Annotated in this window: 18 protein-coding genes; 14 read left to right on the top strand and 4 right to left on the bottom strand. The window is 33.8% G+C overall.

The features are described 5' to 3' along the window. Positions 1 to 18 precede the first annotated feature (18 nt). From EQG68_RS06485 to hemL, 4 genes are all read left to right on the top strand, one after another. On the top strand, positions 19 to 1,944 hold the full coding sequence (locus EQG68_RS06485; RefSeq protein ID WP_129463975.1) for a T9SS sorting signal type C domain-containing protein: 1,926 nt from the start codon (positions 19 to 21) through the stop codon (positions 1,942 to 1,944). Between the two features lie 84 nt (positions 1,945 to 2,028). After that, a complete protein-coding gene (locus EQG68_RS06480; protein WP_129463974.1) occupies positions 2,029 to 2,937 on the top strand; it encodes a 1-aminocyclopropane-1-carboxylate deaminase/D-cysteine desulfhydrase in 909 nt (302 codons plus the stop codon). Then, positions 2,930 to 3,790, top strand: coding sequence for a glucosaminidase domain-containing protein (locus EQG68_RS06475; RefSeq protein ID WP_129463973.1), 861 nt, complete (start codon positions 2,930 to 2,932; stop codon positions 3,788 to 3,790). Before EQG68_RS06480 ends, EQG68_RS06475 begins: the two co-directional genes overlap by 8 nt. A gap of 15 nt (positions 3,791 to 3,805) precedes the next feature. Then, the gene (hemL, locus tag EQG68_RS06470) at positions 3,806 to 5,092 is read left to right on the top strand and encodes a glutamate-1-semialdehyde 2,1-aminomutase (RefSeq protein ID WP_129463972.1); all 1,287 of its coding nucleotides are present in this window, start codon (positions 3,806 to 3,808) and stop codon (positions 5,090 to 5,092) included. A 30-nt stretch (positions 5,093 to 5,122) separates the two neighbouring features. Here hemL and EQG68_RS06465 read toward each other — a convergent pair whose 3' ends face one another. Together EQG68_RS06465 and EQG68_RS06460 are read right to left on the bottom strand one after the other, a co-directional pair. Then, on the bottom strand, positions 5,123 to 5,494 hold the full coding sequence (locus EQG68_RS06465; RefSeq protein ID WP_129463971.1) for a hypothetical protein: 372 nt from the start codon (positions 5,492 to 5,494) through the stop codon (positions 5,123 to 5,125). 77 nt (positions 5,495 to 5,571) lie between these two features. Further along, positions 5,572 to 6,036, bottom strand: coding sequence for a hypothetical protein (locus tag EQG68_RS06460; protein ID WP_129463970.1), 465 nt, complete (start codon positions 6,034 to 6,036; stop codon positions 5,572 to 5,574). A gap of 137 nt (positions 6,037 to 6,173) precedes the next feature. Between EQG68_RS06460 and EQG68_RS06455 the strand changes: the two genes are divergently transcribed. Then, positions 6,174 to 6,434, top strand: coding sequence for a hypothetical protein (locus EQG68_RS06455; RefSeq protein ID WP_129463969.1), 261 nt, complete (start codon positions 6,174 to 6,176; stop codon positions 6,432 to 6,434). A gap of 59 nt (positions 6,435 to 6,493) precedes the next feature. Here EQG68_RS06455 and lysS read toward each other — a convergent pair whose 3' ends face one another. After that, the gene (gene lysS / locus EQG68_RS06450) at positions 6,494 to 8,185 is read right to left on the bottom strand and encodes a lysine--tRNA ligase (RefSeq protein ID WP_129463968.1); all 1,692 of its coding nucleotides are present in this window, start codon (positions 8,183 to 8,185) and stop codon (positions 6,494 to 6,496) included. A 278-nt stretch (positions 8,186 to 8,463) separates the two neighbouring features. Here lysS and lipB point away from each other — a divergent pair, with 278 nt between their 5' ends. Beyond that, positions 8,464 to 9,210, top strand: coding sequence for a lipoyl(octanoyl) transferase LipB (gene lipB, locus EQG68_RS06445; protein WP_129463967.1), 747 nt, complete (start codon positions 8,464 to 8,466; stop codon positions 9,208 to 9,210). 107 nt (positions 9,211 to 9,317) lie between these two features. Here lipB and EQG68_RS06440 read toward each other — a convergent pair whose 3' ends face one another. Further along, positions 9,318 to 9,917, bottom strand: a complete 600-nt coding sequence (locus tag EQG68_RS06440) for a ribonuclease HII (protein ID WP_129463966.1) — start codon at positions 9,915 to 9,917, stop codon at positions 9,318 to 9,320. A 146-nt stretch (positions 9,918 to 10,063) separates the two neighbouring features. Between EQG68_RS06440 and EQG68_RS06435 the strand changes: the two genes are divergently transcribed. From EQG68_RS06435 to EQG68_RS06400, 8 genes are all read left to right on the top strand, one after another. Continuing rightward, on the top strand, positions 10,064 to 11,959 hold the full coding sequence (locus tag EQG68_RS06435; RefSeq protein ID WP_129463965.1) for a S8 family serine peptidase: 1,896 nt from the start codon (positions 10,064 to 10,066) through the stop codon (positions 11,957 to 11,959). Between the two features lie 123 nt (positions 11,960 to 12,082). Then, the gene (locus tag EQG68_RS06430) at positions 12,083 to 12,667 is read left to right on the top strand and encodes a hypothetical protein (RefSeq protein ID WP_164975401.1); all 585 of its coding nucleotides are present in this window, start codon (positions 12,083 to 12,085) and stop codon (positions 12,665 to 12,667) included. A 269-nt stretch (positions 12,668 to 12,936) separates the two neighbouring features. Further along, positions 12,937 to 15,951, top strand: a complete 3,015-nt coding sequence (locus tag EQG68_RS06425) for a SusC/RagA family TonB-linked outer membrane protein (protein ID WP_129463963.1) — start codon at positions 12,937 to 12,939, stop codon at positions 15,949 to 15,951. Positions 15,952 to 15,965: 14 nt separating this feature from the next. Then, positions 15,966 to 17,393 carry a RagB/SusD family nutrient uptake outer membrane protein gene (locus EQG68_RS06420; RefSeq protein ID WP_164975400.1) on the top strand — a complete coding sequence of 476 codons (1,428 nt, stop codon included), beginning with the start codon at positions 15,966 to 15,968 and terminating at the stop codon, positions 17,391 to 17,393. A gap of 9 nt (positions 17,394 to 17,402) precedes the next feature. Continuing rightward, complete coding sequence (locus tag EQG68_RS06415) at positions 17,403 to 18,221, top strand: hypothetical protein (protein ID WP_129463961.1); 819 nt, start codon at positions 17,403 to 17,405, stop codon at positions 18,219 to 18,221. A gap of 20 nt (positions 18,222 to 18,241) precedes the next feature. Then, positions 18,242 to 19,102 (top strand): hypothetical protein, encoded by an 861-nt coding sequence (locus EQG68_RS06410; RefSeq protein WP_129463960.1) that lies wholly within the window; start codon positions 18,242 to 18,244, stop codon positions 19,100 to 19,102. An 88-nt stretch (positions 19,103 to 19,190) separates the two neighbouring features. Beyond that, complete coding sequence (locus tag EQG68_RS06405; protein ID WP_129463959.1) at positions 19,191 to 21,173, top strand: putative porin; 1,983 nt, start codon at positions 19,191 to 19,193, stop codon at positions 21,171 to 21,173. 198 nt (positions 21,174 to 21,371) lie between these two features. After that, the gene (locus EQG68_RS06400) at positions 21,372 to 22,733 is read left to right on the top strand and encodes a pyridoxal-phosphate dependent enzyme (protein WP_129463958.1); all 1,362 of its coding nucleotides are present in this window, start codon (positions 21,372 to 21,374) and stop codon (positions 22,731 to 22,733) included. Positions 22,734 to 22,828: the final 95 nt, after the last annotated feature.

Genomic DNA, 22,828 nt, shown 5'->3' with positions numbered 1-22,828 from the left:
TTTTTTAAGTTTTTAATTATGAGAAGATTACTAAAGTTTTTTGTCGTTTTAGCATTTGTTTCTTTTGCATTGCAATCGCAAGCCCAACTATATGTTAGCCCGGGTAGTTTTGTTTATGTTAATGATCAATACGTTACAGTAACACAAGATGTAAATTTGGCTAGTACGAGTAATATTTATTTGCGAAATGAAAGTCAATTGCTACAAAAGACTACCGGAGGTTCTTCCAATACCGGATTAGGAACATTGTCTGCATTTCAAGAAGGTACATCAAATAATTTTGGTTATAATTATTGGTGTTCGCCAGTTGGAGAACCTTCTGCTTCTGTGGGTAATTCTAATTTTGGAATTACGCTCTTAAAACGCCCGACGGGTTTAACTTCATTTGGTGGGGAAACAATCACAACTAGTTTAAATGGTACTACTACAAATACGGCACTTAATATCTCAAGCCGTTGGATTTATACTTTAACCACAACCAATCAGTATTCAAGTTGGAATTACATTGCCGCAGCAACTTCTATTGCAGCCGGTCAAGGTTTTACTATGAAAGGAGTTAGTGGTACTGATAATACTACGGTTCTTGGTTTTCAAAACAATCCAGGAAATAACCAACGGTATGATTTTAGAGGAAAACCGAACGATGGTACAATTAATATTCCAGTCGGAAATTCTGTTGATGGAGGAACGGGATACACCGAAAGTACTTTAACAGGTAATCCATATCCCTCAGCAATTAATTTAAATTTATTTTTGTTAGAAAATAACGGTTACGCTGTTGATTATGTAACAGGGGTGGTAACACCATCAGGCTCACCAATAATCAATGGTCTTGCTTATTTTTGGGAACACCAGAAACCGGCTACTTCGCATACATTAACAGATTATGTTGGTGGTTACGGTGTTTATGCTCCAAATAATGTTAATGCTTTTTCACCCGGAACCTATACAAGTGCAACTTGGAATACCTATAATGGAGATGGATCACCAAATACTACTGGTGGATCTTCCGGTACAAATTACCGCAGAATGTTTTCTCCTGTTGGGCAAGGTTTTATTATCAAAGGTGATGTTGCTTCCGGAACTGCAGTAATGAGAAATCGTTACCGTGTTTTTATAAAGGAAGGAGTGGTAAACAATTCTGAATTTGAAAGAAATGCAAATAATTATGAAACATATTCAGAATCAGATACCAATTGGCCTTCTATTCCTAACTTAACAGGAACTGATTATACACAGTTTTCTAAATTGCAAGTACCTCAAATTAGAATTCAGACCATTTTAAATAATCAATTTACACGTGAAGTTGTTTTAGCTTTCAATCCCAACGCAACGGACGGTCTTGATAATGCTTACGACGCACCAATGCAAGGTTTAAATTTACCAACAGATGTATATTTTCCATTAACCGAGAATAATCAATTTGCTATTTCTACTTTACCTTTCGATATAAATAAAAGAGTGCCATTTGCTTTAAAAGCAGTTAATCAATCTACTTTCAGAGTCTATGTTGGCGAAATTATTAATTTTGATGAGGCGGAGAATATTTTTCTTTTTGATAGTGAAACCAATATTTATCATGACATCAAAAATGGTTTTGTAGATATTACTTTACCAGCTGGTGGAACCACAGCGGATCGATTTGAAGTTACTTTCCTTGACGAATCGTTAGGTAATGAAACAATTAAAAGCGAACAATTTATGATTGTTCAAAACAATGAAAATGAATTACTTTCCATCAAAAACCCAAATTTAGTTGATTTAAAATCAGCTACATTGTTTGATATTACCGGTAAATTGATTTTTACCAAAGAAAAGTTAGGAGCCGAGGAGCTTTATTCTTTTCCTACTGTTGGATTAAGTGAAAGCATTTACATTGTAAAATTAGTAACAGCTGACAATCAGGAAATAACTAAAAAAGTTTCTATTTTTAGAGTAAATTAATAATAATCTTTATACTAATTCGAAGACAGTTCTAATCGAGCTGTCTTTTTTTATTTAATAGCATTTCAATACCTTTGTACCATTATGATTTTTGATGTTTTTAATCAAGAAATAAAAGAGTTTACTAATCAAGTTTCGCTTTTTATCAAAAGAGAAGATTTGATTCATCCTTTTATTTCCGGAAATAAATATCGAAAACTCAAATATAACCTCATTCAAGCACAAGAAGAAGGGCATAAAACCTTATTGACTTTTGGTGGAGCTTTTTCAAATCATATTGCCGCAGTTGCTTTTGCAGGTAAAGAGTATGGTTTTAAAACGATTGGTGTAATTCGTGGAGAAGAACTTTCTTCTAAAGTAATTGATAATTCTACCCTTTCCTTTGCTCATGAAAACGGTATGGAATTCTACTTTGAAACACGAGAAAATTACAGAAAAAAAGATTCAGAGGAATATTTAAAGAATTTAAAATTACTTTTTGGAAACTTTTATATGGTTCCGGAAGGAGGGACAAATACATTGGCCATTCAAGGTTGTGAAGAGATTTTAACAAAAGAAGACAATAGGTTTGACTATATTTGTTGCTCTGTAGGAACAGGCGGAACGATTTCAGGATTAATAAATACCAGCTCAAAACATCAAAAAATAATTGGTTTTCCTGCAATATCAGGAGGTTTTTTAAAAAATGATATTCGTAAATTTGTAACCAAAGAAAATTGGGATTTAATAGAAACATATACTTTTGGAGGTTATGCTAAAACATCAAATGAATTGATTGCATTTATAAATTCATTTTATTATGACACTAAAATACCTTTAGATCCCGTTTACACCGGTAAAATGATGTTTGGAATAAACGATTTGATAAAGAAAAATTATTTTCCAAAAGGATCAAAAATTTTAGCCATTCATACAGGTGGATTACAAGGTATTAAAGGGATGAATGCAAAGTTAGAAAACAAAAAATTACAAAAAATAGAGTTCAATGTTTAAAAGAATGTTATTTATTTTCGGTTTGTTAGCCATAGTATCTTGCTCAAGTTCGAAACCTGTTGTTCGAACAACTAAGAAAAGTACACCGGTAACCCGAACTACAAAGAAACCAATAGCGAAATCCAATACCTCCGGTAAATCGAATCAAAAAACAATACATAAATCTGAAAAACCAACTACCGAAGTTTTAGAAGCCACTTCTAACGTAAAAGTAACAACAGAAATGGTACTCGATTACATTGAAGATTTTAAAAATATAGCAAAAGATAATATGCGTCAACATGGTATCCCGGCAAGTATCACATTAGCACAGGGAATTCTGGAATCCGGAGTTGGACAAGGTTCTTTGAGTAAAAGGGCAAATAATCATTTTGGTATAAAATGCCATAAAGAATGGAGTGGACCAAGCGTTCGGCATGACGACGATGCGGCTCAAGAATGTTTTAGAAAATATGATGACCCAGCCGATTCTTATCGAGACCACTCTTTGTTTTTGACTTCCAGAAGTAGATATGCATCTCTTTTTAAATTGGACAAAGATGATTATAAAGCATGGGCAAAAGGTCTTCGTGCTGCAGGATATGCAACTGACACAAAATACCCTGATAAATTGATTAGTTTAATTGAACGCTATCAGTTATATCAATATGATGAAGAAGTGTTAGATAGTTCAGCTTCTCCTTCAAATAAAGTTGTTTCAAATAAATCTGCTGAAAAAGAATATGTTGTAACCAAAGGTGACACATTGTATTCACTTTCTAAAAAGTTCAATATTTCAATAGAAGAAATAAAACGCAACAATAACATGAAATCAGATTCACTTTCTGTGGGTCAGGTTATTTACCTAAAATAATTCAAAAAATTACCCATGCAATACCAAAGAAGCAGCAAATTATTTGCGGAAGCTGAAAAAGTTATACCCGGCGGAGTTAACTCTCCTGTTAGAGCATTTAAAGGAGTTGGTGGAACTCCAATTTTTGTAAAAAGTGCCAAAGGGGCTTATTTATATGATGAAGATGGAAATAAACTCATTGACTATATAAATTCTTGGGGTCCGATGATTTTGGGTCATGCCCATGAACCGGTCATACAAGCTATCACCGAAAGAGCTAAATTGGGAACTTCTTTTGGAATGCCCACCGAGTTGGAAACGCAAATTGCAGAATTAGCCGTTTCAATGGTGCCCAACATTGATAAAATTCGTTTCGTTAATTCAGGTACAGAAGCTTGTATGAGTGCTATTCGTCTGGCTCGCGGATTTACGAAAAGGGATAAAATTATAAAATTTGCCGGTTGTTATCATGGTCATTCCGATTCGTTTTTAATTCAAGCGGGAAGCGGAGCCAGTACGTTTGGTATGCCAAATAGTCCGGGTGTAACTCAAGGAACTGCAAAAGACACTTTATTGGCTCAATATAATAATTTGGAAAACGTTCGGGAATTATTTGAAAACAATAAAAATGAAATTGCAGCTATTATAATTGAACCCGTAGCCGGTAATATGGGATGTATTCCTCCAAAAAAGGGGTTTTTAGAAGGATTAAGGGATTTATGCTATGAAAACGACACTTTATTAATCTTTGATGAAGTTATGACTGGATTCAGACTGGCAAAAGGTGGAGCACAAGAGTTGTACAATATTGATGCTGACATTGTTTGTTTTGGAAAAGTTATTGGTGGAGGTTTGCCGGTGGGAGCTTTTGCAGCAAGAAGTGAAATAATGAATTATTTGGCTCCATTAGGGCCGGTTTATCAAGCCGGAACGCTATCCGGAAATCCATTGGCTATGGCGGCCGGTTTAGCAATGCTATCGGAACTTAATACAGATTCAGAAATTTTTAAAAGATTAGATGAAAAGACTGCCTATTTAGAAAATGGAATACGTCAGGTTTTACTGCAAAATAAAGTTGTTTTTACTATCAATCGTGTGGGTTCAATGATTTCCGTTCATTTTAATGAAACTCCGGTTATTGATTTTGAAACAGCAAAAGGAGGGGATAATGAAAGGTTTAAAAAGTTCTTCCACGGATTATTGCAAGAAGGGATTTACATTGCTCCTTCCGCTTATGAAACATGGTTTATAACAGATGCTCTAACTTACGACGATTTAGATTTGACTATTAAAGCAATCGAAAAGGTTTCAAGAAATTTATAAAAAAAATCCCGGTTTTGTACCGGGATTTTTTTATTGCATTTTGTATTTTAAATTGGTTAATTTATTATACAATTCTTTATTTTCTGACAACTTTTTTGATTGCTCTTCACTCAAGCCACTTAAAAGTTTTTTTCCAAATCGCTCGTAAATTGCTGACTTTTCTTCGTAAGATTTAGCATTGTTAACAGCCTCATTTCTCATAATTAATATGTTGAGAAAATCATTTTTTAATTCAGGTGTTAATTCAACAACTGAGGAAAGTTCTCTTAATTCATTGTAAGCCATTTCTTTAACATTCAATTCTTTAGAATTAGCATCAGCCACTGATTTAATATTTGACTGTGCATTTGCTGAAAAACAAAAGGCAAACATTAATACTACTATAGAAACAATTTTTTTCATGATAAAGTTAATTATTTAATTTGTTAGAAAGCGAATATAAATCAAAAAGGCTAATTAACAAAATATTATCTTGAAATTTATTTCCGCTCGTTTTCTTTTTTTGCTTTTTTGTTTCTTCGACTTTCCATTTTGTCTTTTCTTTCTGCATGATTCGCTTCCCATTTTGAAAATTGATCCGCTGTAAGAATTTTTTTCATCTCAGCCTTCATGGCAATTTGTTCATCTAATGCTTCATTTTTCATAGCAAATTTTTCGTCTTTACTTATTGTTTTTCCGGCTTCTTTATTTGCTTTCCATTGTGCCTTTTTTGCTTCTCTTTTTTTGGCTTGTTCTAAGACAATTTTTTTAATTTCTCCTTGCTGTTTGGAATTTAAATCCAGCTGAAGAGTCATCCTTTTAACTTGAATTTCAGCTTGTTGTTCAGGCGAAAGACTTTCGCGATTTTCCATTCGGGCTTTTCTGTCTCTTTTTTGTTCTGCCTTTTCTTGAGCAAATGTTAGAAATCCGACTAACATAACTGCAACAAATACTAATTTTTTCATTTTCTTTAATTTTAATGATTATACTGCTAAGACTTTACAATTTGAAAAAGGTTTAATATTTAATTTTTATTTGCATAAATAGTAACAATATAAATTTTATATATTGCATACAATTAACCATACAAATCTTTAAAATTATGAATGAATTAGAGAATTCAAATCAAAAACCAATGTCAGTAAAAGACTGGCTCATTACCTTGTTAATCATGGCCATTCCTTTGGTAGGATTTATTATGCTTTTTGTATATGCTTTTAGCGATACCGAAAATGTAAATCGAAAAAATTGGGCAAAAGCACAATTGATTGTTTTAGCTGTAGTAATTGGTTTAGTGATTTTATTTGGAATTTTGTTTGGAGCGATATTTGCTTCCGCTCTTGCAGGTTCTCAAAACTACTAGAAATAAATAATCCCGACTAATAAAAAGTCGGGATTTGTTTTATTGGATCTCTGTTCTTATTAACTTTTTAGTTCAACAGTTTTTAATTCTCCATCAACATTTACTTTAACTAAAGCGTGTTTAGCTAAACCTTTCATCGCAGCATCCCATTTCTTTCCGCTTAAAGCAGTTTTTTCTTTTAGTTCACTTAAGCCAATGTTGTTGGATGTTTTTAGTATTTCAATGATTACTTTTTCATCATCTGTCAATTCAACTTGTTTTTTTTCTGGACGCATTTGAGGAAAAAATAAAACCTCTTGAATGGACTGGTTATTGGTTAAAAACATGATTAAACGGTCCATGCCGATTCCTAAACCTGAAGTTGGAGGCATACCATATTCTAATGCTCTTAAAAAATCGTTATCAATAAACATCGCTTCATCATCCCCACGGTCTGCTAATTTTAATTGGGCTTCAAAACGTTCGCGTTGGTCAATTGGATCATTTAATTCTGAATAAGCATTTGCAATTTCTTTGCCGCAAACCATTAATTCAAATCGTTCTGTTAGTTCAGGGTTTGAGCGATGTTCTTTGCATAGCGGACTCATTTCTTTTGGATAATCCGTAATAAAAGTAGGTTGTATAAAATTTCCTTCGCATTTTGCTCCAAAAATTTCATCAATTAATTTCCCTTTACCCATCGTATCATCCACTTGTATTCCCATTCCTAAAGCAGCTTTTCTAATTTCATCTTCCGATTTTCCTGAAATATCAAAACCCGTAAATTGAATGATGGCATCGGTCATGGTTACACGGGCATAAGGTGCTTTGAAATTCACGTTATACTCTCCAAAAGTTGCATCAGTTGTTCCGTTTACTTGTAAAGCACAGTATTCTAATAAGTTTTCTGTAAACTCCATCATCCAATTGTAGTCTTTGTAGGCTACATAAATTTCCATGGCAGTGAATTCCGGGTTGTGCGTTCTGTCCATTCCTTCGTTGCGGAAGTTTTTTGAGAATTCATAAACCCCGTCAAATCCACCAACGATAAGCCTTTTTAGGTATAATTCATTAGCAATTCGCATGTATAAAGGAATATCTAAACTATTGTGGTGGGTGATAAACGGACGTGCCGCCGCTCCACCTGGAATAGATTGCAAGATGGGAGTTTCAACTTCAAAGTAACCTCTGTCGTTAAAAAAAGTTCGCATGGCATTAAAAAGTTTTGTTCTTTTAACAAAAACTTCTTTTACATGCGGATTTACCACTAAATCAACATATCGCATACGGTAACGTAATTCAGCATCGTTAAATGCGTCGTATACTTTCCCGTCTTCGTCTGTTTTTGGTAAAGGTAATGGACGTAAAGTTTTGCTCAAAAAAGTAAAATGGTCAACACGAACGCATTGAGCACCCACTTTTGTGGTAAATAATTCACCTTCTATACCTACAAAATCGCCTAAATCGGTTAGCTTTTTAAAAACTTGGTTGTATAAGGTTTTGTCTTCGCCCGGGCAAAGCATATCACGGTTTACATACAGTTGAATACGACCTGTGCTGTCTTGTAATTCAGCAAAACAAGCTTTTCCTTGATCGCGGATACTCATGATTCTTCCGGAAATAATCACCTTTTTTCCTTCTTCAAAGTTTTCTTTAACTTGTTTGGAAGTATGGTTAACAGGAAATAAATCGGCAGGATAGGGATTGATCCCTAACTGACGAAGTCCGTTGAGTTTTTCTCTTCTGATGATTTCTTGTTCCGAAAGTTGCATAATATCGTTTTTTAAGCGTGCAAAGATAGGTAAATTTTAGATTTTTTAATGATTGGAATTTTAGATAGTTTGATTTTAGGAGCGAATTTATTTTGAAAAAGGAATTTTTTATGAATTCATTTTTAGCCCCGACAGCAGCGGCATCCTTTTGCAAAGCAAAAGATAGAGCGGATGGCGGGAACATGGATTACTGAAAAAGCCCAAGCCATTCGCTTCAAAAAAAAACAGGTATATATATTAAGGTATAAAATTGTATTTTTGTAATTTAAATATGGATTATGAATAAAGTGGTTTGGAAGGATGATTTAGGTTTAATGGATTATAAATTGGCTTGGGATTTTCAGGAAACTTTATTCAAGGAGATTGTCGATTTAAAAATTCGTAACAGGCGAGAGGAGGCTAATTTACCAACCTCAAATTATTTTTTATTTGTTGAGCATCCGCACGTTTACACGTTAGGCAAAAGTGGGGATTTAAGTAATTTGCTATTGAACGAAAATCAATTAGCAGAAAAAGGAGCGACTTTTCATAAAATTAACCGAGGCGGAGATATTACTTATCACGGTCCCGGTCAAATCGTAGGTTATCCGATTTTGGATTTAGAAAATTTTTTTACAGATATTCATAAGTATCTGCGTTTGCTCGAAGAAACCATTATTTTGGCATTAGCTGAATATGGTTTAAAAACTGAACGCAGTCCGGGCGAAACGGGAGTTTGGTTAGATGTAGGAACGCCGTTTGCGAGAAAAATATGTGCCATGGGTGTTCGGGCTTCGCGATGGGTCACCATGCATGGATTTGCTTTGAATGTAAATGCAGACTTGGGTTATTTTGATAATATTATTCCGTGTGGTATTCGTGGGAAAGCGGTTACTTCTTTGCAAGTGGAGTTAGGGATTGAAAAAGTAAATGAAGAAGAAGTAAAATCAAAAATTTTAAAACATTTTGAACATCTTTTTGAGTGTGAATTAAAAGCTGCTGTTTTGAATGATTCTTTAAATAGAACAAAGATTGATCAAAAGTGATAGGTTTTATAGATGACATCTTTTTTTATTTTGTCGTTTTTTTTGAACACAGATTTTAGAAATTAGAAAAATTTTTGAAATATATTTTTATACAACAATCTAACAATCTAAAAATCCAATTTCAATTGTTCGGGCAGTAAACGAAAACTCAGTCGGTGGTATTTTGTTATGCCGTATTTTGCGATTGCTTCTCTATGTTCTTTGGTTGGGTAGCCTTTATTTTTTTCCCAATTATACATTGGGAATTCCTCATGAATTTTATTCATGTAATCATCTCGGTAAGTTTTGGCCAAAACGGAAGCGGCTGCAATGCTCATGTATTTACTGTCTCCTTTTACGATGCAACTGTAGGGAATGTTGTTGAGTGGTTTAAAACGATTTCCGTCAACGATAATAAATTCAGGTGTAGGAGTTAATTTCAAAATACTTTCTTGCATAGCTTGAATAGACGCATTAAGTATATTGATTTTGTCAATAAGTGCTGGCTCGAGGTGTGTGTAGCTAAAAGAAATAGCTTGTTCTTCTATAATAGGTCTTAAGTTTTCTCTGATTTTTTCGGATAATTGTTTGGAGTCGTTTAGTAGTGGCAGCGAAAAGTTCTCAGGCAATATGACTGCGGCTGCAGTTACAGGGCCGGCAAGGCATCCACGTCCGGCTTCATCGGTGCCGGATTCGAGTTTAAAATTGGAATAATTTATAATTAACAAACAGACTAAATTTAATAATAGGTAAATTTAACATTAAAGATTGTAATATAATTGTTAGATTTGGCACAATTTTTAAAAATTTGTTAAAACATTTAAAAATGTATTAACATCAAGCAATAATAAATTATTTTTACAAAAAAAAGGTTATGAACAATAAATTATTATCCACAGGAGTGCTCTTGTTTTTTGCCTGTTATATTACAGTAGCACAAACTACAGAAAAAAGAGCAAAAATTATTTCGAATTACGATTTAAATTTTCTGAATGAACTATCGCAACAGTTAGAGATTGATTATTTAGAAAATAAAAGATTAGCCTACGAAGTAGCAAAAGAAAAAAATTGGCCGTTGAAGTTTAGAGCGGAGGATGGTTCTATGTCTGAACTTCAAGGTATAGATAATAATGGAAATCCAATTTATTATCAAACAGATAATAGAGGAGCTACCAGAACTATTAATGCACATCATATAAATACAGCCGGTTCATTAGGTTTAAATATAAATGGACAAAATATGATTGCCGGAGTTTGGGATGGTGATGCAATTAGAATTTCTCATCAAGAATTTCAAGGAAGAGCAATCAATAAAGATGGAGTAAGTTTTACAAATTATAATGATAACAGCGACCATGGAACACATGTAGCTGGAACTATTATTGCAGCTGGTATCAATATAAATGTGAAAGGAGCAGCTTTTCAAGGAAATGCATGGGGTAATGATTGGAATTCTGACACGTCAGAACTGGCCAGCCAAGCTGCAGAAGGATTATTAGTTTCTAATCATTCATACGGACCAAATGCTGAATTTTTAAGTGCATGGCAGTTTGGAGCATATAATTTTACTTCTAGAATATATGACCAAATAGCATTTAACGCACCCTATTTGCAGATTGTAAAATCGGCTGGAAACGATCGTACAACTCCTGGTTATTCGGGAAAAGGTGGTTATGATTTGCTAACTGCTGCTAGTTTATCTAAAAATGTATTAACGGTTGGAGCAGTAGAGCAAGTTACAAATTATACAAGCCCAGCTTCAGTTGTTATGAGTAATTTTAGTAGTTATGGACCTGCAGATGATGGGAGAGTAAAACCAGACATTGTTGCCAAAGGTGTAGGAGTTTTGTCGACAAGTTCTTTTAGTAATACAGCTACTGTAACAAAAGATGGAACTTCTATGTCATCTCCAAGTGCTGCGAGTGGTGTGTTGTTACTGCAACAATATTATGATGAGTTAAATGATAATTTCATGCGAGCTGCAACAGTAAAAGGGCTAGTTATTCATACTGCTCGTGAAGCTGGATTGCAACCAGGACCTGATTCCTCTTTTGGATGGGGTTTGATGGATGTTAGAGCAGCTGCATTAGTAATTCAAGGTAATGGAGAAACATCAATTATCGAAGAAAATGTTTTAAATCAAGGAAGTTCATATAGTTTTGATGTAATTAGCGATGGTGTTAACGAATTAGTAGCTACAATTTCTTGGACAGATCCGGAGGGTCCAATAGTTAACACTGGTACAGTAGATATACAAACTCCAGTATTAGTTAATGATTTAGATTTAAGAATAACTAAAAACGAAGAAGTATATTTTCCATGGAAACTAAGTGCAACAGCATATGCAAGTCCTGCAACATTAGGTGATAATTCAGTTGATAATGTTGAAAAAGTTCAGGTAGCAAATGCTGCAGGGACATATACAATTACCGTTTCTCATAAAGGGAATCTTCAAGGAGGTTTACAGAATTATTCCCTAATTGTTTCTGGTATAGATGAGTCATTAAGTTTGGTTTCTAATGAAAAATTAAATTACTCTGTTTATCCAAACCCAGTTAAAGATTATTTATTTGTAAATTTTGATAACAATAATTCAGAAGAACTTGAGTTAAGTTTATATGATTTGAATGGTAGAATGATTATGAGTGAATCGCATTTGGCTTCTACTGGACAAAAAATGATTAACATGCAGCAATTAGATTTAGGAGTTTATTTTCTGGTAATTTCAACTAATGGTTCTGTTAAGACGCATAAAATTATAAAAAATTAAAATTATTTTTATTACATGAAAACTCAAATCTCGATTATTTTTTTATTTATTCAATTTTCTTTTTTTGCTCAAGACATGAGCCAAAGTTTAATTTCTACCAATGGTAGTTCAAATTCAACCGGTTTGATAGATTTGAAACCTTTTGAAAATAACTCTAAAGTTGAAGGTAGTCAATACGTAATTGATAAATTTTTACCGGCTACTATAGAAGGTGTAGAAGGAACACACTTGATGCGTTACAATGCTTTAAATGATGATATTGAATACCAAAAAGAAGAAAATAAAATTTTTGTATTAGACAAAACAAATAAGAAGTATGATGTTGTTTTTACAACGAATAAACAAAAATTTGGTGTCTATGAATATACTGATATTAAAGGAGAAATGGTAAAAGGTTTTTTAATAGAATTATATGCGGGGAATGTTTCCTTATTGAAAAGAGAAAAGGTTAAGTATGTTAGTGAAAAGTATCCCAAAAGTGGGTACGAGGATTTAATCCCAGCACACTATGAAAGAGCCGATGACGAATTTTACATTAAAAGCGGAAATAATATTTTAGCCTTTCCAAAAAATAAAAAGGCATTGATTAAAATGTACCCAGACAAGAAGTCTAGTTTAGATGACTTTTTTAAAAAAAATAGAGTTTCATTTAAAAATGAAAAAGATATAATCTCTATTGTTGCTTTTTTGTCAAGTCTAGAAAATTAAGATTATAATAATTATGTAAAGGGTTTAGTTATTACTAAACCCTTTTTTTGTTTATAAAAATCAAATACCCTTTTTTTAAAATAATATATTGTTAAAAAAATTACGCAACCTTTTGTTAAATTTTGCATCTTAAAAAATGGTATTTGGTTTCAATGACTAAGCTTAATATTTTTTTAACATTAGAAAAACATTATTATTCCGAGGTAATATTTGTTTATTTAAGAAATTATTAAGAAGTTTGCGGAATAACTAACTCAAATAAATTTAATATGAGATCAAAGTTCAAATGGATTTTTACGCTTTTACTAGCGTTTTCAATGCAGTTTTCTTTCGCTCAAGAGAAAACCATTAGTGGTATCGTAACAGAAAGCGGCTTGCCACTGCCTGGAGCAACAGTTCTGGTTAAAGGAACAAATAATGGGGTTTCGACTGATTTTGATGGAAAATATTCCATTCAAGCAAAATCAGGTGATGTCCTTGAGTTTTCTTACGTAGGTATGAAAACAAAATCAGTTACTGTAGGTGCATCAAATAAAATTGATGTTACAATGGAGTCTGATACCAATTTAGAAGAGGTTGTAGTTGTTGGTGTTAATACCAAAACTAGAGCACAACTTACTTCTGCTGTGTCAAATGTAACTTCAGAACAATTAGCAAGAATTGCTCCTTCGGTGAGTATTGACAACATGCTACAAGGTCAGGCATCTGGTGTACAAGTTACAGCTCAGAATGGTAAACCAGGGCAAACGGCTTTTATAAGAGTACGTGGTATTGGTTCTATCCAAGCTGGTAATGAGCCTTTGTATATTGTTGATGGTGCTCAGATTAGTGAAGGTGATTTAAATGGTATTAATCCTGCTGATGTTGCATCTGTCAGTGTTTTAAAAGATGCCGCTTCCACCTCTATTTATGGTGCTCGTGGTGGTAATGGTGTTGTTTTGATAACTACTAAACGTGGTTCTAAAGACAGAGATGCTGTTATTAACTTTAATTCAAGAGTAGGTTTTACTAGAAGAATTAAAGATAATTTTACTATGATGAATGCAGAGCAAAAACTTCAATATGAAAGAGAATTAGGTATTGGAGTAGGTGGTAATGTTTCTTCTCAAGCTGAATGGGATCGTTTAGTAGGTCTTGATCACAATTGGGAAGATGATTTACTTGACGATGGATTCGTTACTTCAAATTCAATCTCAATCACTGGAGGTGATACTAAAACAAGATATTTCTTGTCATTAGCTAATGATGAAGATTCTGGTATTATTCGTGATATTAAAGAATACAGACGTATCGCTGGAAGATTAAATGTGGATTATGATGCGAAAAAATGGTTAACTGTTGGAACAAGTTTGTCTTTCTCTACAGTAGAATTAGCTGACTCTAGAGATAGAAATAACGTGCAAAACCCTTTCAGAGCAATGTATGATTATTTGCCATACCAAACATTATTTTTGTTTGATGCAGATGGTAATCAGTTGTTTGATGATTTTGGTAGACCTCGTTACAACCCAACTTCTGCAGGTTATCCTGTAAAAGATGAGATTTTGTATAACCGTACACAAAGAATTTTCAATCGTTTTATTGGAAACATGTTTGCTGAGTTAAAATTAGCCAAAGGGTTAACTTTCAGAACACAAGGTTCTGGGGTATATGAGCAATTCAGACGTGAGAATTACCTTGAGGCTGGTTCTACTTTAGATTTGATTGTAAATGGTGGAGAGCCAACAGGTTCAAGAACGGACAACGGTTCTTTTGATTTTACTTACAACTTTTTAAATCGTTTAAATTACCAAAAAACATTTAACGAGAAACATAATTTTGACGTATCGATTTTGTCAGAGTATATTGAGAATAACACCAGAACTTATTTGGCAAATGGTATTGGTGGTTTTTTACCGGGTCCAGGAAAGCCTAATTTGTTGGATGTGGCTAATGAACCAAATAATGTAGATGGTAATTGGTTTCAATTTTCACTTTTTTCGTTAGCAGGTAATATAGATTATAACTATGACGGAAAATACATTGTTACAGCAACTGTACGTCGTGATGGTTCGTCTCGTTTTGGTTACAATACTCAGTATGGAACTTTTTATTCAGGAAGTTTGGCTTGGAATATAGCAGAAGAGAACTTTATGAAAGGTGGTAAAGTGGATGTGTTAAAATTAAGAGCTTCTGCAGGAACATCGGGGAATGACCAAATTGGACGTTATACTTCAAGAACTACATTCACATTTACGCCTTATAATGGAGAAACTACAACTGGACCAGGTAACTTTGGTGATCCAAATTTATCTTGGGAACAGAATTTTAATTATGGTGTCGGTTTGGAGTTTGCTGCTTTTAACAGTAGATTAAGAGGTTTGGTGGATTATTACAGCAGAACAACCACAGATTTATTATTAGGAAAACAATTGTCCTTTTCAACTGGTGCTAATGCTGTAACTGGGAATCTTGGAGAAATGGTTAACACTGGTTTTGAGTTTGAGTTGGCTTATGATGTGATTAGAAATGAAAACTTAAAGTGGACCGTTCAAGGAAATTTGAATCTATATGACAACGAAGTTAAAAAATTAGATGGGACTGATCAATTATTTGTAGCTTCTAATTTTTATACAGTTTTAGAGATTGGTGAAGAGGTAAATACTTTCTTTTTACCACGTTATGCAGGAGTTAATCCGGCTAATGGAGAAGCTTTGTATTATGATACCGAGGGTAACATAACCAATGTTGCTGATGGTAACGAAGTGGCCCTTTCAGGAAAATCTCCTTTTGCTCGTTTTGATGGTAGCTTTAATACCAACATCGAATACAAAGGAATCGATTTATCTGCCAATTTTTACTTTAAGTATGGTAATTACACGTACAACATCGTGGAACAAAATATGTTAAGTGATGGTGATAATGCTGTAAACTCGAACCAACGTTTAGATGCTTTTAATTATTGGAGAGAGCCAGGTGATGTGAATGTTTTACCTCGTCCTTTTAGCAACGCAAATCAAACTTCGGATCGTTTCTTACAGGATGCTTCGTATATCCGTTTAAGAAGTGTTCAGTTAGGGTATACGATTCCTAAAAAGTTCCTTGAAAAAACTTCGCTTCAAAACATTAGATTTTATTTAGCCGGTACAAATCTTTGGACGTATGCACCTTACTTCAAAGGAGATCCTGAGGTTGGTATTGGTTCAGGTGAAACACAGGGTGCAAACGTAATTCCGGGTGAGTTTAATCTTTATAGTTATCCTACTACGAGAAACATTTCTTTCGGAGTTGATGTTAAATTTTAAAAATAAAAATGATTATGAAAAAATATTTTAGATTATTGCTTGTTGGAGCTGTCTTTAGTGTAGTTGTATCATGTGATGATAAATTAAACTTAGACCCTCTTGCTCAAGTTCCTTCAACTACAGCATTGGTTACTGCTCCTGATTTTGAAAATGGAGTTCGTAATTTGTATGTTGTCATGAGAAGAGAAAGTTATTATTCAGGAAACTTAATTTCTTTTCCTGATGTTCAGTCAGACAACCTTACTTTTAAAGAAGCAGGTAGACAAACGCAACGTGTAGCCCACGAGTGGCGATACAACAGTAATGCTACACAAGGAGCTTTTATGGCTAGTTGTTATTCTGTAGCTCAAAGAGCAAATTTTGTCCTTGAAAACATTGATCGTTTAGAAGACGGTGAATTTAAAGATAATATTATAGGTGAAGCAATTGCAGCTAGAGCTTTAGCACATTTTGATGTTGTTAAAACATTTGCACCTATACCATCATCAAGTGCTTCTGCAAATTCAGCACCGGGTATGCCATATATGTTTAGTTCTGATATCAATCAATTACCGTCAAGAATCCCAGTTGGTGAGTTTTATGATAATTTGGTAACAGATTTAACTACTGCTTTACCTCTTATCTCAGCTAATAATGGTTCTGGCAGACTAAATAAAGACGGTGTTAATGCCTTATTATCTCGTTTGTATTTATATATGGGTCGTTGGCAAGATGCAATCAACGCAGCTAATGCAGTTACTACAGCTACTGGTACTAGAGCTGACTTCACAGGAATTTGGAATGATTCTAATAGTTCTGATATTATTTTTGATATCAAATTAAATCAAGTAAATCCTGAAACTCCTGGAGTTCCATACAACCAAACGTTACCTTCTGGAATTCGTTCAGAGTATGTTTGTTCTTTCCAATTGTTCCAATTGTATAACAATTCTGATATCCGTAAAACAGCTTATATCACAACTGCTCCATTTGATGGAAACAACTATAACCATGTTATTAAATGGTTATCAAGTGTAAATAACCAAAGTACAGGTCGTGTAAACGTTAAAGTTTTACGTAAAGCAGAAGTTTTATTAAACAAAGCAGAAGCTCATGCTAATTTAAATCAAGATGTTGAAGCTTTAGCAGCGTTAGATGAATTAAGACAAAATCGCTATGCTCCATTTGTTTCAGGTGGTGAAACTGGACAAGCTCTAAAAGATGCAATTCAACTAGAAAGACGTTTAGAATTGGCTTTCGAAGGACATAGATTCTTCGATTTAAAACGTCAAAACAAAGCAATAGAAAGAGATCCAAATTATGGTGATTTTGCTGATGGTACCGGTTTATTACCACTTGAGCCAACTTTACCTGCAGGTGATTGTAGATTTAACATGCCAATTCCACAATTGGAGTTGAATGTTAATCCAAATATGACTCAAAACGAATGTACATTTTATTAATATAAAGCTATGAAAAAAATTCTTTTACTAACAGTCTTGTCTGTCTTTATGTTTGTCGGTTGTGATACTGATGACGACAGACTAATTTATAATGGTGATGACATTGCCTATTTTGATACCGCAACAGGAACTTTTTTGGTGACTGCCGATAATCCATCTTTTATGATTAAAGTTTTAACAACTACTTTATCTACTTCAGATAAATCATATAATGTAGTTGTTTATGTAGATGATGCTGAAGGTGTTCCTACTCCTGCCGGAGTAGAAGCTGTTTTAGCTTCTACAACTGTAACAATTCCTGCCGGTGAGTATTTTGGAATGATTACTGTTAATGGAAACTTTGAAGCTGCTTTGGAAAGTGGTTCAAGATTAAGCTTAAGACTTGAAGATGGTTCAGGTAAAGTTGCAGGTTTTAAAAACACCTATGCTTTAGATGTTTTCAAATTATGTGAATCTGATTTAGCAGGTGTTTATAATGTTACCACTACTTATGGTTTCCATGATTTCTTACCTGATTACAACCCAAACACTGTAGAAGGAGTTGTTATTTCTAGTGAAGGTGGTAATGTTTATTCTGTTACTGATTTCTCAGGAGGATTATACAGTACAGGTCCTTATGCTACAGCCTATGGTACCGGAGCAGCCGATAATTCATTGGTTTTCTCTGATGTTTGTGGAAATATAACTTGGTCAGGTCAAACTGATCCTTGGGGTGATATTAATATGAATGGTGTAAATTCAGTTGATTCAGCAACAGGAGTAATTACTATTTCTTGGTTCTGTACAGGTTACGGAGAAAATGGAGTGTCTGTTTATACTCCTCAATAATTAATTTTAATCTTTATTAAATGAAAAATATATTAAAATCTTTCGGTATCATTTTAGCTTTAGTAGTAGTAGCTTGTAGTACTAAAGAAGATGATTCTGTTTATTTAAATGACAGGACTTCTGTAGCTTATTTTGTTCCTGGTTCTGCAGGTACCTTATTTGTACGTGAAGATTCAGCTTCAGTATTCGAAGTTAAAGTAGGTGTTTCCGAAGCTAAAAGTTTTGCTCGTAATTTCGAAATAGAAGTACTTCCAACATCAACAGCTAACCCAGATTCATATACTATTCAATCTGGAGTTTTTACAATTCCTGCAAATAGTGTTGTTGGTTCTTTTACTGTTACGGGTGATTTCGCAAATGCATCTTTAAGTGGAGAAATTTTAAGACTTAAACTTTTAGGTGTTGAAGACACTATGTTGGGTTCTAGAGATGTTTTTAACTTAACTATCATTAGATTATGTCCTCTTAATGCAAGTTTTACAGGTGCTTATACACTTACTCAAGTTACACCTGGTTATGCACCAGCTGCTGGGGCACCAGTTTTTGGTAATAATGTTACCGTAAATGTAACAATGGGTTCAACTGAATTAGAAAGACAATTTGAAGTAAAATTTTACCCAAGTTTAGGTTTAGGTAATCCTTCAAATGTTCCAGTTGTATTTGAATTATCTTGTGGTAATGTTAACATGATAGGTAACTCATCAGCTTCTGGAATTGGATGTGGTGGAAGTATTGAAGTTGGTCCAACAAATGGAACTCCTTCAACTTTTGATGCCAATGATGATTCAGTTTTTGAAATTACGTTCCATGAAGATTCATCTGGAGGAGCCGGTTCTTGTAGTGCTGGTCAACAAACTACAATTCGTTTAGAAAAACAATAATTATAATTTATTATTATAATTTTAGAAGCCCGCTCTGTGCGGGCTTCTTTTATTATTTTTTTATTATTTTTGTCTCCAATTTTATTGTATGAAATATTTAATTGTAGTTTTCTTTTTTTATTGTAATGTTTTTTCTCAGGTCAGAGAGGAAAAAGTTCTCAAAGAAGTACCTGTGAGGACTAACAATAGGATTACTAACAATAGCCCTTCATCATTTGATGATTCAAAAGATAAAAAAGTTGCATCTATTGCTAAAATCTCAGAATATAAAATCATCACAATCGAACGTGATACTACTCATTATGACACTTCTTTAACCATTCAAAAAGAATATAAATACAATTACCTTCGCAAAGATATTTTTGGTTTACAACAATTTGCAAATGAAGGACAAACCTATACTACATTGGATTTTGGACTAACTCAATTCAATCCTTATCCGGAAATTGGTTTAACCGGTAAACATTTTAATTTTTTAACTGCTAATGATATTCTTTATTATCATGTGCCAACTCCATTAACGGAATTGTATTTTAAAACCGTGATGGAACAAGGTCAAAACCTCGATGCTTTCATTACTTTGAATACATCCGAAAGACTAAATTTTTCTATTGCATATAAAGGACTTCGTTCCCTCGGAAAATATATCAATCAGCTTTCCAGTACCGGAAATTTTCGCTTTTCAACCAGCTATCAAACAAAAAGTAATCGCTATCAATTAAAAGCTCATTTTACAGCACAAGATATTTTAAATGGTGAAAATGGGGGGATTATCAATTTAGAAGATTTTGAAGGAGGTGAGGAAGATTTCAGAAATCGTGCTCGAGTGCAAGTGTATCTCAATGATGCAGAATCGCTGCTAAAAGGGAATCGTTACTTTTACGACCATTATTTCAGAATTAATAAAAACGATGCTCAAAATAATCTTTATTTACATCATCAACTAAATTATGAACATAAGTTTTTTAATTACAAGCAATCTACCATTGCCACAACAATTATCTCTGATGAAGGGAATCGTGTAGTCAATCGTTTTGGTGATTCTTATGTGCTTAGTAATATCAATGATGAAAACCGTTACAATAGATTGTATAACAAAATTGGAGCTTTATACGAAAATAAATTACTGGGTGAGTTCCAGTTTTTTCTGGAAGATTTTAGATTCAATTATTTTTATAACAGGGTAATCGTTCAAAACGATCAACTTATTCCAAGTAATCTAAGCGATGAAATTCAATCTGTTGGAGGACAATATACCTATCAAAAAAACAAATGGAACGGAAAATTCAGTTATTCTACTTCCATCACAGACCAAAGTTTATCTAATCTTGATGCGAAATTACTTTTTAAATACAACGATAAAAACAGTTTTGATTTTCGTTTTCAAAATTTAAATCGTTTGCCGAATCATACCTTTTCTTTGTTTCAAAGCAGTTATGTCAATTACAATTGGGTCAATACTTTTAAAAATGAAAAAATTAATAACATCGAAGTAAAAGCCAAAACCCAATGGTTAGACTCGGCAATTCAACTCACAACGCTTAATGATTTTCTTTATTTCGGTCAAGTCACATCTTCGGAAGATCAATTATTGGTTTCACCAAAACAATACGATAATACCATTAATTACTTGAGCATAAAAGCAGGAAAAGATATAAAATTCTGGAAGTTAGGATTCGATAACACCGTGCTTTATCAAAAAGTAGATCAAGAGGATGACATATTAAACGTTCCCGAACTCACACTTCGAAGCACATTATATTTTTCAGGCCATTTTTTCAAAAAAGCACTTTTTCTTCAAACCGGTGTAACGGTGAATTATTTTAGCAAGTATTTCGCCAATGATTACAATCCGGTAATAGCTGATTTTTATGTGCAAAACACTCAAGAAATAGGTGATTTTCCCATGATTGATTTCTTTGTCAATGCCAAAATAAAAACAGCAAGAATTTATCTCAAAGCAGAACATTTTAATGCAGCTATGACGGGATTCAATTACTATTCTGCACCCAATAATCCGTACAGGGATTTTATAGTTCGTTTCGGACTCGAATGGAATTTCTTCTTATAAGGAGCGGAAGCACTCGGGCTTTTTCAGTTATTCATTTTCCCGCCATCCGCTATATCTTTTGCTTTGCAAAAGGATACCGCTGCTGTCGGGGCTAATATGTTAACCATAAAAAAAATAATTTCAAAAGTTAAGCGATCCAATAATCCATCCACTGAATAATCCAAAAATCCCTATCTTTGCCACCGTAAAACAAACAAAATGAATTTCGCCAAAAACATATTAGAAACAATCGGAAATACACCGCTTGTCAGAATCAACAAAATCACCCAAGAATTAGATTGTTTAGTGCTTGCCAAAGTAGAAACATTCAATCCAGGGAATTCGGTGAAAGACCGCATGGCTATCAAAATGATTGAAGATGCCGAGGCAGATGGTCGTTTAAAACCTGGAGGAACCATCATCGAAGGAACATCCGGAAACACCGGAATGGGCTTGGCATTAGGAGCAATTGTTAAAGGCTATAAGTTAATTTGCGTAATAACCGACAAACAATCCAAAGAAAAAATGGATATCCTTCGTGCTGTTGGAGCCAAAGTAATTGTTTGTCCAACCGACGTAGAACCCGACGATCCGCGTTCGTATTATTCTGTTTCCAAACGATTAGGAACTGAAATTCCGAATTCTTGGTATGTGAACCAATATGACAATCCTTCGAATGCGATCGCTCATTACGAACAAACCGGTCCGGAAATTTGGGAACAAACCGAAGGTAAAGTAACGCATTTTGTAGTTGGAGTGGGAACAGGAGGAACCATTTCTGGAGTAGCTAAATACCTGAAAGAACAAAATCCAAACGTGAAAATTTGGGGTGTTGATACCTATGGTTCGGTGTTTAAAAAATACCATGAAACCGGAATTTTCGACGAAAACGAAATCTATTCGTATATAACCGAAGGAATTGGGGAAGATATTTTACCAAAAAACGTAGACTTTTCACTCATCGATGGTTTTACCAAAGTAACCGATAAAGACGCTGCTGTTTTCACCAGAAGATTAGCTTTAGAGGAAGGGATTTTTGTAGGTAACTCTGCCGGTTCGGCCATCAAAGGTGTTTTGCAGTTAAAAGAACATTTCAAACCCGAAGATGTTGTCGTCGTTTTATTCCACGATTCAGGAAGTCGTTATGTTGGCAAAATGTTCAACGATGATTGGATGCGTGAACGTGGTTTTTTAGACGAAGAAATCACCACAGCAGCCGATTTAATTAAAAATCACAGAGATAAATCATTAGTTATTGTTCGTACAGAAGAATTGGTTTCACATGCTATCGATCGTTTGAAAAAATTTAATATCTCTCAAATTCCCGTGATTGACACTTCAGGCTTTGTAGGTTCACTTGACGAATCAGACTTGTTTAGAAGTTATTTTGCGGATAAAGATATTGCCGAAAAACCGATCCGTGAAATCATGGGAAAACCGTATCCGATTGTGCAGGAAAACACGCCCGTTGAGGAAGTTTCCAAACTCATCAATAAAGACAATCAGGCCGTTTTGGTTCGGTTGGAAAACGGAAAATACCATATTATTACGAAACATGATATTATTAGTTCCATAAAATAATCATTCTGATTAATAAATTTAAAATCCAATCGCATTAGGTTGGATTTTTTTATTAAATTAGCTTCTCTATTTAACGCCATAATTTTATACTACAC

This window comes from Flavobacterium piscinae, assembly GCF_004122145.1.
In the GTDB taxonomy this organism is placed as follows: Bacteria; Bacteroidota; Bacteroidia; order Flavobacteriales; family Flavobacteriaceae; genus Flavobacterium; species Flavobacterium piscinae.
This window is presented reverse-complemented; position numbering and strand designations above follow the sequence as displayed.

Coding starts and splice junctions, on each gene's coding strand:
- EQG68_RS06455 (WP_129463969.1), top strand. CDS start 6,174: ATGAATGAATTAGAGAATTCAAATCAAAAACCAATGTCAGTAAAAGAC.
- EQG68_RS06485 (WP_129463975.1), top strand. CDS start 19: ATGAGAAGATTACTAAAGTTTTTTGTCGTTTTAGCATTTGTTTCTTTT.
- lysS (WP_129463968.1), bottom strand. CDS start 8,185: ATGCAACTTTCGGAACAAGAAATCATCAGAAGAGAAAAACTCAACGGA.
- EQG68_RS06400 (WP_129463958.1), top strand. CDS start 21,372: ATGAATTTCGCCAAAAACATATTAGAAACAATCGGAAATACACCGCTT.
- EQG68_RS06405 (WP_129463959.1), top strand. CDS start 19,191: ATGAAATATTTAATTGTAGTTTTCTTTTTTTATTGTAATGTTTTTTCT.
- EQG68_RS06435 (WP_129463965.1), top strand. CDS start 10,064: ATGAACAATAAATTATTATCCACAGGAGTGCTCTTGTTTTTTGCCTGT.
- EQG68_RS06460 (WP_129463970.1), bottom strand. CDS start 6,036: ATGAAAAAATTAGTATTTGTTGCAGTTATGTTAGTCGGATTTCTAACA.
- EQG68_RS06420 (WP_164975400.1), top strand. CDS start 15,966: ATGAAAAAATATTTTAGATTATTGCTTGTTGGAGCTGTCTTTAGTGTA.
- hemL (WP_129463972.1), top strand. CDS start 3,806: ATGCAATACCAAAGAAGCAGCAAATTATTTGCGGAAGCTGAAAAAGTT.
- EQG68_RS06410 (WP_129463960.1), top strand. CDS start 18,242: ATGAAAAATATATTAAAATCTTTCGGTATCATTTTAGCTTTAGTAGTA.
- EQG68_RS06480 (WP_129463974.1), top strand. CDS start 2,029: ATGATTTTTGATGTTTTTAATCAAGAAATAAAAGAGTTTACTAATCAA.
- EQG68_RS06465 (WP_129463971.1), bottom strand. CDS start 5,494: ATGAAAAAAATTGTTTCTATAGTAGTATTAATGTTTGCCTTTTGTTTT.
- lipB (WP_129463967.1), top strand. CDS start 8,464: ATGAATAAAGTGGTTTGGAAGGATGATTTAGGTTTAATGGATTATAAA.
- EQG68_RS06415 (WP_129463961.1), top strand. CDS start 17,403: ATGAAAAAAATTCTTTTACTAACAGTCTTGTCTGTCTTTATGTTTGTC.
- EQG68_RS06475 (WP_129463973.1), top strand. CDS start 2,930: ATGTTTAAAAGAATGTTATTTATTTTCGGTTTGTTAGCCATAGTATCT.
- EQG68_RS06425 (WP_129463963.1), top strand. CDS start 12,937: ATGAGATCAAAGTTCAAATGGATTTTTACGCTTTTACTAGCGTTTTCA.